This is a genomic window from Paenibacillus algorifonticola (assembly GCF_000971975.1).
Taxonomy (GTDB): Bacteria; Bacillota; Bacilli; order Paenibacillales; family Paenibacillaceae; genus Pristimantibacillus; species Pristimantibacillus algorifonticola.
The window spans coordinates 24,568-40,960 of sequence record NZ_LAQO01000051.1 but is presented as its reverse complement, the minus strand read 5'-3'; the positions used below and the strand labels follow the sequence as shown (position 1 = coordinate 40,960).

Sequence of the window (16,393 nt, the reverse complement as noted above, 5' to 3'; positions counted from 1 at the left end):
CGAATGAGCGGGTTGTTGTTGCAGCAATCGCCCATTTTTTTGAACGAATAGCGAAGATAAGTTTGCCTTTGTGAAAGGATTGTTCGATGTGATTAAGGAAATGATTGTAGTAGAAGGCAAAGAGGATACGGTAGCGATTAAGCGGGCCGTTGAAGCCGATACGATTGAGACGAATGGGTCGGCCATTGGCGAGGATGTGCTGCGGCGCATTGCGCTGGCACAGGAGCGCCGTGGCGTTATTATATTCACAGATCCGGACCATGCAGGAGAGCGTATTCGCAAAATCGTCGCTCAGCGTGTGCCGGGCTGCAAGCATGCTTTTTTACCGCAGGAGCTGGCCTCCTATAAAGGGGATATCGGCATTGAGAATGCAGCTCCTGACGCAATCAGGCAGGCGCTATCGGAGCTGCGTACAGAAACGGCTGAAAGCGTCGGGGCCATTACATGGGACGATTTGATGGCGGCTGGCTTAATCGTGCATGAGGAGGCGGCGAAGCGGCGGCTGATTATGGGCAAGCTGCTGGGCATCGGCTACGCAAACGGGAAGCAGTTCTACAAGCGCTGTACGAGCTTCTGCATTACGCGCGAGGAGTTCGAGAAGGCGCTGCAAGCCATGGAACAACAGGAACAGGGGTGACGAGGGCGTATGACGGAGCAACAAAGCTTGAATAAAAGCGCGGTTAAGACCGCAGAGGTGGCCACGCCTAAACGGACGAAGGAAATTATTGCGAAGTACGGGTTCTCCTTTAAGAAGAGCTTGGGACAAAACTTTCTCATTGACCAAAATATTTTAAACAATATTGTCAGTGCAGCTGGGCTTGACGAGACGAAAGGGGCGCTTGAGATCGGCCCTGGTATCGGGGCGTTGACGCAGCGCCTTGCAGCAGTTGCGGGAACGGTAACCGCTGTTGAAATCGACAATCGGCTCATTCCGATTTTGCATGATATTTTTGAAGGCGAGGGCAATGTGGGCATCGTGCACGGTGATGTGCTCAAGCTTGACCTGAAGCAGCTGTTCGAAGAGCGTTTCAGCGGCGTAACGGGCGTTAGCGTCGTGGCGAACCTGCCTTATTATGTAACGACCCCAATTTTGATGAAGCTGCTGGAGGAGCGCCTGCCGCTGGAAAATATCGTCGTCATGATCCAGAAGGAAGTCGCGCAGCGGATGGCAGCGAAGCCGGGTGGCAAGGAATACGGCAGCTTGAGCGTGGCCGTGCAATATTATTGCGAGCCCAAGCTCGTCTGCACCGTTCCGCATACGGTGTTCATTCCACAGCCGAACGTAGACTCGGCGGTTATTAAGCTTGCGCTGCGGGACAAGCCGGCTGTTGATGTGCCCGATGAGGCGCATTTCTTCCGCGTCGTGCAGGCCAGCTTCGCACAGCGCCGCAAGACGCTCTACAACAATTTGACGGCGCTTGTGGGCAAAGAACAGCGGGAGGCACTGACAACGCTGCTGCAAGGGCTGGAGATCGATCCTGCACGTCGGGGTGAAACGCTGTCGCTGGAGGAATTCGCCAAGATCAGCCGCGCATTTCTGGAAGTGGGCTGGAGAGGCTAAATAAGGATGGGCGCCGCCGGGCATTTGCCTCGGGGCGCCCATTTGATTTTTCCGCACATTACGCGCCTTATGCCCATAGGATAGACGAAGAGGTGATTTACCTATGGAGCAAGGGGAGCTGGTCGTCCGCAAATCGTATGGCGGTGACGTGCTATTCCGCGTAGAAGCTGTTCGAACGCATCATGCCCTGTTGAAAGGCACGGATTACCGATTGCTTGCGGATGCACCGATTCCTGATTTATCGGTTGTTCGCGATCCGAAGAAAGAAAAAGCTACGCAGTTGGTTCGAGTGAAGGTAAACGATTCGCTCAGCCGCATACGTCAGCAGCATGAGCAAATGGCCGTTCAGGTTAAGGCGGATATTCGGCATGCGATGCCACAAAGCCAGCCTTTCTTCGAGGTGCCCGGCAAAGTGCTGCATTTGGACGGTGACGGCAATTATTTGCGTAAAAGCATGCAGCTGTACCAGACGATGAACGTACCGGCGCATGGCGTACATGCGCATGAATCACAGATGGCTGATTTGCTTTACCGGCTGCTGCCTCAAGTGAAGCCGGACATTGTAGTCATTACTGGTCATGATGGTGTGCTGAAAACACGGCTGGAAGCAGATCTGTTCAGCCTGAGCAGCTATAAAAACTCGCAAAGCTTCGTTAACGCGGTCGGTGTGGCACGGGAGTATGAGAAGAGCCGCGACGGCCTGGTCGTCATTGCCGGAGCGTGCCAGTCGCATTTTGAGGCGCTGCTGCAAGCCGGTTCGAATTTCGCAAGCTCGCCCGGGAGAATTTTAATTCACGCGTTAGACCCGGTATACATTGCGATTAAAGCAAGCTATACGTCCATACGCGATACCATTAATCTGGCAGATGTCATTCATGGTACCATTAGCGGCATTGATGGCGTAGGCGGCATTGAGACGCTGGGAAGGTACCGCATTGGTTTGCCTAAACCTAAAATTACGGCAGCCGAGTCATCTTTGCAAAGCATTTCCTAACAAACGGCCGAGTGCAGTTGAGACTCGCAACAGTTCTCGGCTGCATTGATTTTATAATTTTTCGATAAATTATTCATGGAATGATAAAAATGGATGAAAACACCGTTGACAATTAAATAAGTTGACTGATATAATATTTTGCTTTGTTTGACAACCCCTCTCCATTTTGTTATAATGGACAAGGAAAGAGGTGGTAGTGGACAATGGCAAAAAATGCCCTACTGGATATAAAACGCAATTTGGAAGCTCATGTGGGCTCCAAGATTCGTCTGCGAGCAAATGGCGGTCGTCGTAAGACCGTTGAGCGCACCGGTGTGTTGGAAGAAACCTACCCTTCTGTTTTCATTGTTAAACTGGATCAGGAATCGCAGTCATTCAAGCGTGTTTCCTACAGTTATGCGGATATACTGACGGAGTCGGTGGAAGTGACCGTATGCAATGATGAAGGTCAAATCCGAATTACCCAGACATAACATCAGATGTATAGATGCCGACAGGCTATATTAAACGCGGAGACGACTGTTCTTCGCGTTTTTTTTCATTTTCAGGCTGGAAGCAGTCGTTTGAGCTTCAAGCGTATAGGGTCGCTGGGTTGTCGCATACTAAGGGGGCATAACCAATTCAGCAGCAAGGGAGGACCTCACGCATGAGCCGCAGAAGACGCAGTATAATGTCCGAGCAGTTGAAGTATGAGCTGGCGAAGGATCTAGGTTTTTATGATACGGTGCAAAAAGAAGGCTGGGGCGGCATTCGCGCCAAAGACGCTGGCAACATGGTCAAGCGGGCGATCCAGATGGCGGAGCAAGCCGCAGCGAATGGAGTCAATCGGCCTTAACTGGGTACCTGGGATGCAAGGCAACAACGGCAATAATCGGCTAAGAGTCGCCGCTCATTACATAAGCGGCAGGACTCTTAGCTTTTCTTCTGCCCGTTTGCTATAATATTGGATAAGTTAATGATAGGAACGGGAGAGCTTAGGATGAAAATTTATGAAAAAGCTCCGGCTAAAATCAATTTATTGCTCGATGTGCTTCGCAAGCGTGAGGACGGCTTCCACGAGGTCGAGATGATCATGACGATGGTAGACCTTGCAGACCGCCTCGAAATGCAGGAGCTACCGCGCGATACGATTATTATATCGAGCCAGGCCGGCTACATACCTTTAGATGAGAAAAACCTGGCATTTCAGGCTGCGCGGCTTATTAAAGACCGCTATGATGTGCGCAAAGGTGTATATATTCATTTGGACAAAAAGATTCCGGTTGCCGCCGGCCTTGCCGGCGGCAGCAGCGACGCGGCAGCGGCCCTTAGAGGACTGAACAGGCTGTGGCAGCTGAACATTCCTGAGGAGGAGCTGTGCACGCTTGGAGCGGAGCTGGGCTCCGATGTCCCGTTCTGCGTAACGGGCGGGACTGCCATCGCTACCGGGCGCGGCGAGCGTCTGGAGCCGATCGAAAGTCCGCCGCAATGCTGGGTCGTCCTTGCGAAGCCGCCAATCAATGTTTCCACCGCAGATGTGTACGGCAAGTTTCGGGTAGCGGGCATTGACCAGCATCCATCTGCTGCTGACATGGTGTCAGCTATTCAGCGCGGCTCCTTCGCCGATGTGTGCGGGGGACTTGGCAATGTGCTGGAATCGGTAACGCTGGATCTGTACCCGGAGGTGCGTCAGCTCAAGGAGAGCATGATTCGTCTGGGAGCTGATGGCGTGCTAATGTCAGGCAGTGGGCCGACGGTATTTGGGCTAGTTTCGAAAGAAGGCAAGCTTCCGCGCATTTATAATGGGCTGCGCGGCTTTTGCAAGGAAGTTTACGTGGTAAGAATGCTAACATAAAAGTGACGTTTTCCTTGATTAAATCCGTATAAAAATGTTATATTAACATTATAATATTCGGATTTTAGCAGGGGGAGAATTCCTTGAAAAAGTTAAAACGCAGCGCAAGACTGGTAGAGATGACGCAATACCTGCTAAGTCGCCCACATACGTTAATCTCGCTAACAGCTTTTGCGGACCGCTATCAGTCAGCCAAATCATCGATTAGCGAGGATCTGGCGATCATTAAAGAAGTATTTGAGGAAGAGGGCATTGGCGAGCTGAACACCCTTGCGGGCGCCGCAGGCGGCGTAAAGTTCGCACCGAAGATGCATGCCTCGGATGCGCTCGACATTATGAATAATATTTGCCGTCAGCTGGAGCAGCCTGAACGGGTGCTCCCTGGCGGTTATTTGTATATGACGGATATGCTCGGCCAGCCTGAGCTGCTGGCCGATATCGGCCGCATGTTTGCGACCGCTTTTGCCGCGAGGAAGATTGATGTCATTATGACGGTAGAGACGAAGGGCATTCCGCTTGCTTATGCAACGGCTGCTTGCCTGAATTTGCCGGTCGTTATCGTACGCCGTGACAATAAGGTGACAGAAGGCTCTGCAGTTAGCATCAATTACGTCTCTGGCTCGAATAAACGCATTCAAACGATGTCGCTTGCTAGGCGCGCACTTAAGGAGCAGTCACGCGTGCTTATTATTGATGACTTCATGAAAGCAGGCGGCACCATTCAAGGGATGATGGACCTGCTCTTTGAATTCAAAGCGACTGTTGCTGGCGTTGGCGTCTTTGTAGAATCGGGCGAGGTGGAACTGGAAGAACGACTGCTTGAAGATTATGTGTCGTTAGCCAAGCTAACGGCCGTAGATTTGAAGACCAAGCAGACGACGGTCATTCCAGGCAATTATTTTCGCACAGAATAACGATTATAACTAAAAGAAGGGTTGGGTTAAATGATGTCACAGCATTTAGAACCGAAGGTTATTGCAACGGATAAGGCGCCTGCTGCTATCGGACCTTATTCGCAAGCGATTCAGCTTGGAGGACTTCTTTTTACATCGGGACAAATTCCACTTAATGCAGCTGGCGAGCTTGTGACGGGCGATATTACGGTGCAGGCGCACCAAGTATTTCGCAACCTGGAAGCTGTGCTTGCCGAAGCGGGAGCAACACTGCAAAATGTAGTGAAGGCAACCGTATTTATGAAGGACATGAACCAATTCGTGGCGATGAATGAAGTGTATGCTTCTTACTTTGGCGACCACAAACCAGCACGTTCGGCAGTAGAGGTGGCAAGGCTTCCGAAGGATGTGCTTGTCGAAATTGAATTGATTGCAGCGATTCCTGTCGAATAGCGTCAGATAAAATTCAAATAGAAAATTTTTTTAAAAATATGCATGTTTTTTCCAAAATAGGAGAAGGAATTGGCACAAAAATGTGGAATATTACACCAAGTCCCAGATAGGCAAAGGTGGTGAACACAAGTGCAAATTACTGATGTAAGACTCCGCCGTGTCAATTCGGAAGGTCGCATGAAGGCTATTGCTTCCATCACGATTGACAACGAATTCGTCGTTCACGATATCCGTGTAATCGACGGGAACAATGGAATGTTTGTTGCAATGCCGAGCAAGCGTACCCCCGATGGAGAATTCCGAGATATCGCTCATCCGATTTCTTCGACCACTCGGGAGAAAATTCAAGCTGCCGTACTCGCTGAGTACGAGCGCGCTGCAACAGAAGAAGAAGTGGCCATTGAAGAGGGTGCTTAATAGCAGCTTCGTTAGAGGGCAAAGAGTATCAGTTGCATGAGGGGAGAAGGGGGCCAAGGGGGCTCCCTTTTCTTTTTGCCCAAGATGGGATATATTCTTGTAGATAGATGGATGCGGCAGACCGTATAAAATAATAGGACAACAAAGATTCAGAGCTTAGTAGAGAAAAGCGGTTTTCATGTAAAATATAAGATTTTATAAGGTTTAGACTTATAAATGGGCTTATATTTCTCGGACTGAAACACGCTGCGCCACCAAAGGACGGCGACAGCCGTTTCACCTTGAGAAGACGCTTGTGCTCACTAGACTTTTAACTTGGGAGGAATAGCAATTGAAAGTAATGGCGATTGTGCTTGCAGCAGGTCAAGGCAAGCGGATGAAATCCAAACGATATAAAGTGCTCCACCACGTATGTGGCAAGCCTATGGTAGGCCATGTGCTGGACACGGTGAAACAGGCGGCTAGCGAGCGGACGGTTGTAATCGTCGGCCATGGCGCGGAGACAGTTAAAGCTTATTTGGGCGAGCAGGCGGAATATGTGCTCCAGGAGCAGCAGCTCGGTACGGGCCATGCGGTACGCCAAGCCGAAGCGCTGATTGGTGCGGAAGACGGCAAAACGATCGTGATTTGCGGAGATACGCCGCTTGTACGTGCAGAGACGATTCAGGCGATGCTGGCTTTGCAGCAGTCGAGCGGAGCGGCAGCAACGGTGCTGACGGCTTCTTTCGCTGATCCGACAGGCTACGGCCGGATTATTCGCGGCGAGAGCGGCGAGGTAGAGAGAATCGTCGAGCAGAAGGACTGCACGCCAGAGGAAGCAGCGACGAAGGAAATCAATACGGGTACGTATGTGTTCGATAACCGCAAGCTGTTCAAGGCGCTTGCCAAGGTAACAAGCAATAATGCGCAGGGCGAATTTTATTTGACCGATGTCATTGGCATTTTCCGTCAGGCGGGCGAGTCCGTTCAAGGCTATTGCACAGAAGATACGGCGGAAGCGATCGGCATTAATGACCGCGTGGCGCTTGCCGAGGCGGAAGGCTTGATGCGTGCGCGCATAAACCGCAAGCATTTAATTGAAGGCGTTACGATTATTGATACAGCATCGACTTATATAGAAGCAGATGTGCAAATCGGTGCCGACACCGTGATTTATCCAGGCACAGTGCTGCGCGGCTCCACGGTCATTGGTGAGGATTGCATCATTGGGCCAAATGCAGAAATTCAAGATTCGGTCATCGGAGACGGCGTCAGCGTAAAATATTCAGTTGTCGCGGAATCCGAGATCGGCCATAAAAGCGCGGTTGGACCATACGCGAATTTGCGTCCCGGCTCCAAGCTGGGCGAAGACTGCAAAATCGGCGATTTTGTCGAGCTGAAAAATGCTACGCTTGGCGACGGCAGCAAGGTGTCGCATTTGAGCTATGTAGGCGATGCAGTAGTCGGTAAAGACGTGAATATCGGCTGCGGTGCGATTACGGTCAATTACGACGGCTTCAATAAGTCGCTGACGGAAATCGGCGATGGTGCGTTCGTTGGCAGCAACGTCAATTTGATTGCTCCTGTAAAGGTTGGCGACGGCGCTTATGTCGTTGCAGGCTCCACGATTACAAAGGATGTGCCAGCAGGCGATTTGGCAATTGGGCGTGCGCGTCAAGAGAATAAGGACGGCTACGCCGAGAAGATTCGTTCCCGTGCGAAAGCGAAGAAGGAACAAAGCAAGAAGGGCTGATTTTCATGGGAAGCAGGGGTGGCAGTCTGTTCGTTGATTGTATATCACTGCGACACGAATGCTGCCTCTAAAGTGGCCCCAAAAAAGGCAGCGCCGTTTAGGTTTGTTTATTTTTTGGCTCATTAGGGTAAAGCTATATGGAATATCACTTTTCTAGGAGGTTTCCATGATGTCTAACTCGATGATTGCCGAAACAAGAACTGCTCTTACAAACGGTGAGCTGCGCTCCCTGAGACAGCAGGGCAAAGTACCTGCCGTCGTATATGGCAAACAGCTGTCCCAAACTACATCTGTTTTGCTTGAAGAGAAAGAATTGCTGGCTTTGCTCCGTTCGCATCCAAAGGCCGTACTGGAACTGAATATTCCATCCCATGGCAAACAGCCGGTTATGATAACGGATGTACAGCGTGATCCGTTATCGCGCCAAGTGCTGCATGTGGATTTTCATCAAATTAACATGAATGAAGAAGTGAAGACGCAGGTTCGTATCGACTTCCTGGGTGAAGCGAACGGGGTGAAGGAAGGCGGCATTCTGCAGGTGATGCTCCATGAGCTTGAGGTGCAGTGCTTGCCGGGCAGCATTCCGGATTCCATTGAGCTGAATGTGGCGGATTTGGAAATGGGCAGCAACTTGCTCGTCAGCGATATCGGGGTGCCAAGCGGTGTAGAAGTGAAGTCCGATCCCGAGCAGGTCGTGGTGACCGTGCTGGCTCCTCAGAAGGAAATTTCGGCAGAGGAAGCAGAGGAATCGGCTGCCGAGTCGTTTGCAAACGAGGTACGCTCCGAGGATGCGAAAGAGGTTGGCAGCAGCTCGTAGTTTGTAGTTCGTAGGACAAGCGTGACCGGCAGCTTCTGCTGGATCATTATATAGGTACCGTAGAAACGTTGCCATACGATAAAAGCGGCCCCATGCATTTGCATGGGGCCGCTTTTTGATTGCCAGATACGAGAGTTGCCGTCATTGGATGGCAGCGCCTGTCTACGCTAACATTGCGATGTAGTGCATGTTCAGGTGTTTTTTTCGAAAAAGGCTCCCGCCTTCAGCTGATCAACGAATTGCTGGAGCCAAGCGTAATATTGCACAGCATGCCGCAGCTTCTGCAAATCCTCCAGGCAGCGCATGCGCTCCTCCTCGCTCGTCTTCATGTCCAGAATCAACTCGCTGAGCAGCGGAATAGTCGATTCGGCAGCTTCCGTCATCACATCAACTTCATGCTGCAGCTTGGAGGTAAAGAAGTTTTGGAACGTTTTGAAAAAATCGGTCTCCGCCTGATACAGATCCTGCCGCTCCCGCTTCTCCGGCAGCTTCATAATCATTTGCGACGACATTAACGAGCGCACAGCGTAGCTCATATTGCTTTTGCTCATATTCATATGCGCCTTCATCTCATCCAGCGTCATCGGCTTATCCTCGAAAAACATAATGCCATATAATTGTCCGAACGAATAGTTCGCCCCGTATAAATTCATCGTTTGCGCGATCGCGTCAATCATCGTTTGGCGCAAGGCCAGCCGCTGCGTCTCCTGCTCCTCCGTATAGTCTGACATAACCATCCTCCATTTCTTCCGTCTGCCTCTTGCCCATATTATAGCGAATTCTTAAAAATCCAGCTTTATTTTTGTGTCTTTACAAGAAATTAAGCTGGTGATGACGATGCGTTAATAGTTCTACGACATAATGAGTATACAATAAATTTTGAATTTATAGATTTTTATTTGATTAAAATGGGTCATTTGCTCATTAATTAAATTTTTATTGAATGGAGAGTTTGAGTGTTGAAACGGACAGGATGGTTGAATGAGTTAAAAGCAGTGCTGTTTACGCTGCCAGCAATGATTCCGATTACGGTCTTCTGGCTGGCACCGCTGGCGTATGTCTTTTATCTTAGCTTTGTGGAATGGGATTTTATGAGTCCGGACAAGCTGTTCGTCGGCTTGGACAATTATGTGTATTTGCTGCAAAATCCGGCCTTCTACCAGTCGCTGAAGGTGACGCTTCTATTCTGCCTTGGCAGTGTACTGCCTATTATGGCAGGTGGGCTGGGACTGGCGCTGCTGCTTGGGCGCTCGCTTAAAGGCTCGGCTCTATACCGAACGCTGGTATTCGCGCCCTGGGTAACGCCAACCGTGGCAGTGTCTATTGTTTGGTCATGGATATTAGAGCCTAAAGTGGGGCTTGGTAATACGATTTTAGGGGCGATTGGGCTTCCGGCAATTGGCTGGCTGCAAGATCCCAAATGGGCATTAGTCGGTGTGCTGCTGGTGGGCATCTGGAAATCGGTTGGTTGGGCGATGATTTTCTACATTGTAGCGCTGCGAAGTGTGCCGACGGATATGCTGGAGGCAGCGGGGCTGGATGGAGCGGGCGCTATTCAAAAGTTTATGCACGTAACGCTGCCGCTTATCTCGCCGACGACATTCTTCCTGTTCGTTGTACAGACGATTGATGCGCTGCAAGCCTATGATTCCATTAATGTATTGACGCAAGGCGGTCCCTCAGGCTCAACGCGGACGCTGCTGTATTTGTATTACCAATCGGCCTTCGAATCATTCCAGGTTGGTGAAGCGTCGTCGATTTCCATCGTTATGATCGTCATTTGCGTCCTATTGTCCGTTCTATCCTTCACGGTCAGCCGAAAAATGGTGCATTACAACTAGCTAAGAGACTGCGACGAAATAAAGTACCGCTAATTTGTTGACAAATATTTTGTCAACAAAAGCGGGTACTAATTTCCTCGCAGCTCCTAATAGGGAGGAATTTGGAGTTATGAAGGCTGTTTACCAAGCAGGGCTGGCGCTGCGGCATATTAGCTTGCTGGCTATTGCGCTCGCGATGGCATTTCCATTCTATTGGATGATGACGAGCGCACTGAAGACAAACGATGAAATTTGGCAGTTTCCACCGACATTATGGCCGGAGCTGCCGTTATGGAGCAATTATGTGGAGGCGTGGCTTGCGGCGCCGTTCGGTCAATATATTGCCAACAGCGTTATCGTTGCGGGTTCCATTGTTCTTTTGCAAATTATAAATTCAGCTATGATGGCTTACGCCTTGACCCATATGAGATTTCGGTTGAAAGGTTTTTTGACCAGCATTATTATGCTCGGTTACATGATTCCAAGCACGGCGGTGTATTTGCCCAGCTATATGATTTTATCCAAGTTTTATTTGCTGGATTCGTATGCGGGCCTGATTATATCGAACGCGGTTAGCGTCTTCTCGATCTTTCTCATTAGGCAGGCGTTCCTGCAAGTGTCGCATGAGATGGTGGAGGCGGGGCAAATCGATGGCGCTTCACACAGCCGGATTTTATGGACGATTATGGTGCCGCTGACCCGCGCCTCGTTCGTAGTGCTTGCGCTCATTACGTTCATCTCACAGTACAACAACTATTTTTGGCCGATGCTCATTACGAAAAATCCCGATCTCCAGCTCGTGTCGGCGGGACTGCGCAGCTTCTTCGTGGAAGGGGGTGCTTACGGACTGAAATGGCCGCTCATTATGGCGGCAAGCTCTTTCACGATTATTCCGCTCTTGCTGCTGTTTCTGTTCGCCCAGCGGACGATTATGCAGAGTGTTAACTTATCTTCTGGTATTAAGGGGTAGCTTTACGCAATCAATATGATAAATAGTGGAGGAATGAACCATGTTGAGAAAAATGAAATGGGTGAGCACAATGTCGCTCACACTTGCAATGGTGACGCTTAGCGCATGTGGACAGACGGCAAACACGCAGACAGGTGGAGCGAGCAGCAGTACGCCTCAGCAATCGGCAGCAGCCTCGGAGGCGCCGAAAGCGCCGGTGCAAATTGAGTTTTGGTACGGCCTTGGAGGCAAGCTGGGCGAAAATATGGAAGCACTCATTAAGAAATTCAATGAATCGCAAAGCGAGGTTATCGTCAAAGGCGTAGTGCAGGCGGATTACAACGAAACGGAGCAAAAGCTCCAGGCTGCTATTGCGGCTGGACAGCCTCCTGCTGCGGTGCTGGCCTCCAATGTGGATTGGGCGGCTAAAGGGTATTTTGAACCGCTGGATGACTATATCGCAGCTGCTCCAGAGTTTAAGAAAGAGGATTTTATCCAAACGTTTCTGGAGCAAGGGCAAGTAGACGGCAAACAGTTTTTTATGCCGATGTATGGCACGACCCAAGTCATGTATTACCGTCTGGACACGTTCGAGAAAGCGGGAATTAAGGCAGAGGATATCAAGACTTGGGAAGACCTGGCGAAAGCAGCGGATACGATGGCTGTGAAGGAAGGCGGCAAAACGACCTTCTATGGCTGGGAGCCCATGTGGGGATCGGGCAATATGATTGATGCGGCACTCAGCAAAGGCGGCAAAATTTTAAGCGATGACGGCAAAACAGTCGTATTCGATTCACCGGAATGGATAGAGACATGGGATTTATTCCGTAAATGGCTGCACGAGGATAAAACGATGGCGATTCACTCCGGTGGACAAGGCTGGGAATATTGGTACAAAACGATTGACGATGTGATGAAGGGCCAAGCAGCAGGCTACACGGGCTCAAGCGGCGACCAAGGCGATCTGGATTTCAGCATCGTTGGCGCCATGCAGCAGCCGGGCTGGGAAGGGGTAGGCGAAGGCAAGCCAGTCGCGCAGGCCATTATGGCTGGCGTCCCTGCCAAAGCGAAGGACGAGCAGAAGGAAGCGGCCTTTAAATGGCTGTCATTCTTCACGAAAAGCGAGAATACGGCGTCTTGGTCGATGAACACAGGCTACATTGCGGTACGTTTATCCGCACAGGATGACCCTGCCTTCAAGGCATTCAGCGAGAAAAATCCACAAATCAAAATTCCTTTGCAGCAAGCTTCACACGGCTCGAAGCCATTCCTTGATCCGACGGGCGGCAAAATCAATGATGCGCTGACCGTAGCGGCTGATCAGGTGCAGATCGAAAACATTCCTGCGGAGAAGGCGCTGAAGCAGGCGAAGGAAACAGCTCAGCGTGAGCTGGATAAAGCGTTGAAGGGCAAATAAGCGATGATGGATCGTTTAGCTCGTTTAGCTACCGGACAAGACGGCATGGAGCAGGAACAGCAGCGAGGTCAGAGACAAGCTCAAGGGAATCAGCGCACGGTTGGTGGAATTAAGGTGGACGGCGGCGAGCCTTGCGCCATTGAAGGCATTCTATTTGATAAAGATGGAACGATTATTGATTTTGTCTCCATGTGGGGGAATTGGAGCGAGCTTCTGGCGAGCCGTTATACGGCGCGCCTTGCGGCTAAAGGCTTGCTGCTGACTAAAGGGATTTTTCCTTCCCTCTGGGGAACTAGCCTTGATGCGGCCGGAGACGTATGCGCATATGATCGAAACGGGCCGCTTGCGATGGGGACGATGAATGATTTGTATGCCATTGCAGCTTTGGAGGGCTATAAGCTTGGCTTGTCTTGGGGCGAGTCGATGCAGTTAGTCAGGGAAAGCAAGGAAGAGGCTGATCGGGAGCTGAAAAGGCGCAAATCTGCAATTCCGCTTGCTGGCGCCGTCCCTTTTATTGAACAGTGCAAGAAGGCGGGGCTTAAGCTTGGCATTGTCACGGCGGATGATACCGAAGCGGCGCGGGAGCATTTGGAGTGGATGGGGCTGCTGCCCCATTTCTCCGTCATTGTAGGAGCGGATCTCGTTCCGCGCAGCAAGCCGTATCCCGATATGCTGGAGCTTGCTTGCCAGGAGCTCGGGATTGCCCCGTCGTCGATCGCTATTATTGGCGATACCGATGGCGATATGCGGATGGGGCAGTCGGCAGGGGCAGCATTATGTATTGGTATAGTGAATCAGGCCGCGAGTGTGCTTCCCTCGGCGGATGTCATCATTGCTTCCTATTCGCAGCTTGTTGTGGAGGAAGCTCATACTGAAGGGTGAGTATACATTGGGCTATCTATGGCTGGCACTGGCGATTGTGCTGGAGTTGTCAGGAACAATATCGATGAAGCTATCGGCGAGCTTTACGCGGGTGGTTCCGTCGATTGCTATGTTTATATTTTATGGCAGCAGCTTTACGTGCCTGAACTTCGCCCTGCGCTATATGCATGTAAGTGTCGCGTATGCAGTATGGTCAGGCATAGGCATTACGTTGATTACAGGAGCCGGCTACATCTGGTTCGGCGAGCGTATCCCGCTGTCAGCTCTGCTATGGGTTGGAGTCATCGTCATCGGTGTTGTCGGGCTGAATATGAGCATTAGTGCACATGGCGCGGCGGTTAGAGGGAATTAATGGAGTTAGTTAAAGCCAAGTAGTTAAGGAAACAGAAGCGACATCAGCAGCATAAGCAGCAAATCAGCAAAAGGGGTTTTAATCATGAAGAAGGTTAGTTTGTGGCGTGAAAAGGAGACGACGTCCAGCCTCGGCGAGCCGCTGATGTTTTTTCAAGTTATTACGGATACCCATGTAACGGTTGATCCAAACCATGTGCATAATCAGCAATTTGAGCGGGCGCTGCTGGATATTCAAGAACTGGCGGCAGCTTCGGGCAGCACTGGCATTATGCATGCTGGAGATATTACAGATCATGGGGCTGAAGCGGAATATGTACAATTTTCAGCTATAGTCGAGCGTGTAAAGCAGCACGGCAAGCTTCCGCCTGTGCTTTATACGATTGGCAATCATGATACGTGGAAGGATTGGGAGCAAGGACAAGAGCTTGGAAGCTTCAAGCATTTTACGGGAATGGACAGCGTGTATTATGACCGCTGGATTGCGGGCAGCCATTTTATTTTTCTCGGGTCCGAGACACAGACGGCTAAAAATGCAGAGCTATCGAGCACACAGCTGGCATGGCTCGGAGAGAAGCTGGAGGAGCATCGCGGGGATACGCGTCCCGTATTCCTATTCCTTCATCAGCCGCTGAAAAATACCGTTGCCGGCTCGCTGGAGGAACAGGAGTGGTACGGCGTGAATCAGGACGAAGAGCTGCGCGCGGTGCTGGCCGGCTGGCCGCAGGTGATTCTGTTCACCGGGCACACCCACTGGGAACTGGGTGCGCCGCATACGGTGTTTGATGGGCAAGGCGAGATCGCGACCATGTTCAACGCGGCGTCCGTCGCCTATTTATGGACGGATGATGATGCGCATAAGGCCGGCAGCCAAGGCTATTATATTGAAGTATACGAGCAGGGCGTGCGTGTCCGGGGCCGTGATTTTGTGGCGCGCCAGTGGATGGAAGCCCAGGACTATTTTGTGCATAACGATGATACGGGTGAAAAAGGAAGCTAGCTCCGCCATTTTTCGTCTTCGATATTGTTCCAAACGATCGCGCCTGTCTTATTGATGTAGGCTTTCATAGCGGGCGTTTTCTTTTTGGAATTTTCGCGGAGCTCGACGACAGCCAGCTCTCCTCGAAATGACTCGGCATAGCTATATGCAGCCGTCGGTTTGATCGCATAAGCACCTTGTGGATTGATATAGCCAAAAGATGAGCCTGCTTGAACAGGGGCTAGTCCGTTCGAGAAAGGGCCGCCGGAACTCACGTTCATGGTTGCTCTTTTTCCTTGTTTATCGATGTAAAAGGATTTGCCATTGCGTTCAACGTAGGCGAGGCCCTCTGAGAAAGGTTGAACAGCGGTGTAATTGGGCTCGAACAGAAACTCGCCGCTCTTGTTAATAAAACCGTAGGTGCCCTCAGAAGACACGCGTGCGGCGCCGTCTGTAAACGAATCGGCATAGTTGAAGCGCGCAGGAATAACGGGCTTTCCGGTTTTATCGATAAATCCGTATTTTATCGTCACGCCTTCCTTGCTTTTTTTCAAATATCCGACTACGGCCATGCCATCTGAAAAATTGGCTGCACTGCTGAACTGATAAGGTATGACGAGCTTGCCATCGGTATTAATGTAGCCGCTGCCTTTACCTATGGTCACGACGGCGAGCCCCTCGGAAAATTCACGGGCTTTATGAAAAATAGGCTCGGTTACCTTTTCCCCCTGGGCATTCAAATAACCATACCTCTTCTGCAGCTGTCCATCTGCTCCCTCAACTTGCTCCGTGTATATGACACGCTCGTTCTGCATAATGCCGACGCAGCGCGTCTGGGGGCATTCAAAAAGCTTCGTTCCTTCAGCCGAAAAATAGATGATCGTCTTCTGTTTATTGTCAGTAACTTGGACTGGCTCATTCGGCTTTAAGGAGAAAGAACGTGAACCGCCGTCATACACGGGCTCAATAACGATCTTCCCGCTTTGATTAATGTAGCCGTATTTGCCGTCCTTCTTAATCAAGTACAAATAATTGTGGGCTTCAGCTGTCGGTTTCGTCTCCTTGTCCGAGCTGGAGTCTTCCGCACTGCTGGCAGATACTGTTCCTGTAATCAGGCTGGTGATGATGGCAAACATAAATAATGTACGAAATAATCGCATATGCCTATTTCCTCTCTTATAGCTGGTATGGTTGGATAGGGAACTATTATTTTCCATAATTAATGGACGTTGTTGGTGTGAGTTAGGTTGCAGTAGTAGAGTAGTCTGATCTTTTATGAAAGGTTTGTTAATCG

19 protein-coding genes are annotated in these 16,393 nt (G+C 50.5%); 17 read left to right on the top strand and 2 right to left on the bottom strand.

Going from position 1 to position 16,393, the window contains the following annotated elements:
- The first annotated feature begins 88 nt into the window (after positions 1 to 88).
- The 11 genes from rnmV (at position 89) to WH37_RS30780 (ending at position 8,701) form a co-directional block, all read left to right on the top strand.
- The gene (gene rnmV / locus WH37_RS30830) at positions 89 to 637 is read left to right on the top strand and encodes a ribonuclease M5 (RefSeq protein WP_046234492.1); all 549 of its coding nucleotides are present in this window, start codon (positions 89 to 91) and stop codon (positions 635 to 637) included.
- A 9-nt stretch (positions 638 to 646) separates the two neighbouring features.
- Complete coding sequence (gene rsmA / locus WH37_RS30825) at positions 647 to 1,561, top strand: 16S rRNA (adenine(1518)-N(6)/adenine(1519)-N(6))-dimethyltransferase RsmA (RefSeq protein ID WP_046234491.1); 915 nt, start codon at positions 647 to 649, stop codon at positions 1,559 to 1,561.
- 103 nt (positions 1,562 to 1,664) lie between these two features.
- Positions 1,665 to 2,555: a sporulation peptidase YabG gene (yabG, locus tag WH37_RS30820; RefSeq protein ID WP_046234490.1), complete on the top strand. Its 891-nt coding sequence runs from the start codon at positions 1,665 to 1,667 to the stop codon at positions 2,553 to 2,555.
- 203 nt (positions 2,556 to 2,758) lie between these two features.
- A complete protein-coding gene (gene veg, locus WH37_RS30815; RefSeq protein ID WP_046234489.1) occupies positions 2,759 to 3,028 on the top strand; it encodes a biofilm formation stimulator Veg in 270 nt (89 codons plus the stop codon).
- A gap of 173 nt (positions 3,029 to 3,201) precedes the next feature.
- Positions 3,202 to 3,390 (top strand): small, acid-soluble spore protein, alpha/beta type, encoded by a 189-nt coding sequence (locus WH37_RS30810; RefSeq protein ID WP_046234488.1) that lies wholly within the window; start codon positions 3,202 to 3,204, stop codon positions 3,388 to 3,390.
- 144 nt (positions 3,391 to 3,534) lie between these two features.
- Positions 3,535 to 4,389, top strand: coding sequence for a 4-(cytidine 5'-diphospho)-2-C-methyl-D-erythritol kinase (gene ispE, locus WH37_RS30805; protein WP_046234487.1), 855 nt, complete (start codon positions 3,535 to 3,537; stop codon positions 4,387 to 4,389).
- Positions 4,390 to 4,472: 83 nt separating this feature from the next.
- Positions 4,473 to 5,303: a pur operon repressor gene (gene purR, locus WH37_RS30800; protein ID WP_046234486.1), complete on the top strand. Its 831-nt coding sequence runs from the start codon at positions 4,473 to 4,475 to the stop codon at positions 5,301 to 5,303.
- Between the two features lie 33 nt (positions 5,304 to 5,336).
- Complete coding sequence (locus tag WH37_RS30795; RefSeq protein ID WP_046234511.1) at positions 5,337 to 5,735, top strand: RidA family protein; 399 nt, start codon at positions 5,337 to 5,339, stop codon at positions 5,733 to 5,735.
- Positions 5,736 to 5,864: 129 nt separating this feature from the next.
- Positions 5,865 to 6,152, top strand: coding sequence for a septation regulator SpoVG (spoVG, locus tag WH37_RS30790; protein WP_020620824.1), 288 nt, complete (start codon positions 5,865 to 5,867; stop codon positions 6,150 to 6,152).
- A gap of 331 nt (positions 6,153 to 6,483) precedes the next feature.
- A complete protein-coding gene (gene glmU, locus WH37_RS30785) occupies positions 6,484 to 7,884 on the top strand; it encodes a bifunctional UDP-N-acetylglucosamine diphosphorylase/glucosamine-1-phosphate N-acetyltransferase GlmU (protein WP_046234485.1) in 1,401 nt (466 codons plus the stop codon).
- Between the two features lie 166 nt (positions 7,885 to 8,050).
- Entirely contained in the window at positions 8,051 to 8,701 is a 651-nt protein-coding gene (locus WH37_RS30780; protein WP_231594443.1) for a 50S ribosomal protein L25, read from the top strand.
- Between the two features lie 191 nt (positions 8,702 to 8,892).
- On the opposite strand, the gene WH37_RS30775 is transcribed toward WH37_RS30780, so the two are convergent.
- Positions 8,893 to 9,432, bottom strand: a complete 540-nt coding sequence (locus WH37_RS30775; protein ID WP_046234483.1) for a GbsR/MarR family transcriptional regulator — start codon at positions 9,430 to 9,432, stop codon at positions 8,893 to 8,895.
- A gap of 285 nt (positions 9,433 to 9,717) precedes the next feature.
- Here WH37_RS30775 and WH37_RS30770 point away from each other — a divergent pair, with 285 nt between their 5' ends.
- The 6 genes from WH37_RS30770 (at position 9,718) to WH37_RS30745 (ending at position 15,120) form a co-directional block, all read left to right on the top strand.
- Positions 9,718 to 10,542, top strand: coding sequence for a carbohydrate ABC transporter permease (locus WH37_RS30770; protein ID WP_046234510.1), 825 nt, complete (start codon positions 9,718 to 9,720; stop codon positions 10,540 to 10,542).
- Between the two features lie 109 nt (positions 10,543 to 10,651).
- A complete protein-coding gene (locus WH37_RS30765) occupies positions 10,652 to 11,491 on the top strand; it encodes a carbohydrate ABC transporter permease (RefSeq protein ID WP_046234482.1) in 840 nt (279 codons plus the stop codon).
- Between the two features lie 40 nt (positions 11,492 to 11,531).
- Positions 11,532 to 12,887 (top strand): ABC transporter substrate-binding protein, encoded by a 1,356-nt coding sequence (locus WH37_RS30760; RefSeq protein WP_046234481.1) that lies wholly within the window; start codon positions 11,532 to 11,534, stop codon positions 12,885 to 12,887.
- 3 nt (positions 12,888 to 12,890) lie between these two features.
- On the top strand, positions 12,891 to 13,769 hold the full coding sequence (locus tag WH37_RS30755) for an HAD family hydrolase (RefSeq protein WP_231594442.1): 879 nt from the start codon (positions 12,891 to 12,893) through the stop codon (positions 13,767 to 13,769).
- Positions 13,770 to 13,776: 7 nt separating this feature from the next.
- The gene (locus tag WH37_RS30750) at positions 13,777 to 14,121 is read left to right on the top strand and encodes a DMT family transporter (protein ID WP_046234480.1); all 345 of its coding nucleotides are present in this window, start codon (positions 13,777 to 13,779) and stop codon (positions 14,119 to 14,121) included.
- A gap of 84 nt (positions 14,122 to 14,205) precedes the next feature.
- Positions 14,206 to 15,120 (top strand): metallophosphoesterase family protein, encoded by a 915-nt coding sequence (locus WH37_RS30745; RefSeq protein WP_046234479.1) that lies wholly within the window; start codon positions 14,206 to 14,208, stop codon positions 15,118 to 15,120.
- Here WH37_RS30745 and WH37_RS34060 read toward each other — a convergent pair.
- Positions 15,117 to 16,259: a WG repeat-containing protein gene (locus WH37_RS34060; protein ID WP_052737352.1), complete on the bottom strand. Its 1,143-nt coding sequence runs from the start codon at positions 16,257 to 16,259 to the stop codon at positions 15,117 to 15,119. The two genes, WH37_RS30745 and WH37_RS34060, sit on opposite strands and share 4 nt — an antisense overlap.
- Positions 16,260 to 16,393 lie beyond the last annotated feature (134 nt).

Bases quoted from the DNA above. Each gene is read 5' to 3' on its own strand.
- WH37_RS30775 (WP_046234483.1), bottom strand. From the start codon at position 9,432: ATGTCAGACTATACGGAGGAGCAGGAGACGCAGCGGCTGGCCTTGCGC.
- WH37_RS30765 (WP_046234482.1), top strand. From the start codon at position 10,652: ATGAAGGCTGTTTACCAAGCAGGGCTGGCGCTGCGGCATATTAGCTTG.
- WH37_RS30755 (WP_231594442.1), top strand. From the start codon at position 12,891: ATGATGGATCGTTTAGCTCGTTTAGCTACCGGACAAGACGGCATGGAG.
- yabG (WP_046234490.1), top strand. From the start codon at position 1,665: ATGGAGCAAGGGGAGCTGGTCGTCCGCAAATCGTATGGCGGTGACGTG.
- WH37_RS30760 (WP_046234481.1), top strand. From the start codon at position 11,532: ATGTTGAGAAAAATGAAATGGGTGAGCACAATGTCGCTCACACTTGCA.
- WH37_RS30795 (WP_046234511.1), top strand. From the start codon at position 5,337: ATGTCACAGCATTTAGAACCGAAGGTTATTGCAACGGATAAGGCGCCT.
- WH37_RS30780 (WP_231594443.1), top strand. From the start codon at position 8,051: ATGATGTCTAACTCGATGATTGCCGAAACAAGAACTGCTCTTACAAAC.
- WH37_RS30745 (WP_046234479.1), top strand. From the start codon at position 14,206: ATGAAGAAGGTTAGTTTGTGGCGTGAAAAGGAGACGACGTCCAGCCTC.
- WH37_RS30770 (WP_046234510.1), top strand. From the start codon at position 9,718: ATGATTCCGATTACGGTCTTCTGGCTGGCACCGCTGGCGTATGTCTTT.
- ispE (WP_046234487.1), top strand. From the start codon at position 3,535: ATGAAAATTTATGAAAAAGCTCCGGCTAAAATCAATTTATTGCTCGAT.
- WH37_RS30810 (WP_046234488.1), top strand. From the start codon at position 3,202: ATGAGCCGCAGAAGACGCAGTATAATGTCCGAGCAGTTGAAGTATGAG.
- WH37_RS34060 (WP_052737352.1), bottom strand. From the start codon at position 16,259: ATGCGATTATTTCGTACATTATTTATGTTTGCCATCATCACCAGCCTG.
- rsmA (WP_046234491.1), top strand. From the start codon at position 647: ATGACGGAGCAACAAAGCTTGAATAAAAGCGCGGTTAAGACCGCAGAG.
- veg (WP_046234489.1), top strand. From the start codon at position 2,759: ATGGCAAAAAATGCCCTACTGGATATAAAACGCAATTTGGAAGCTCAT.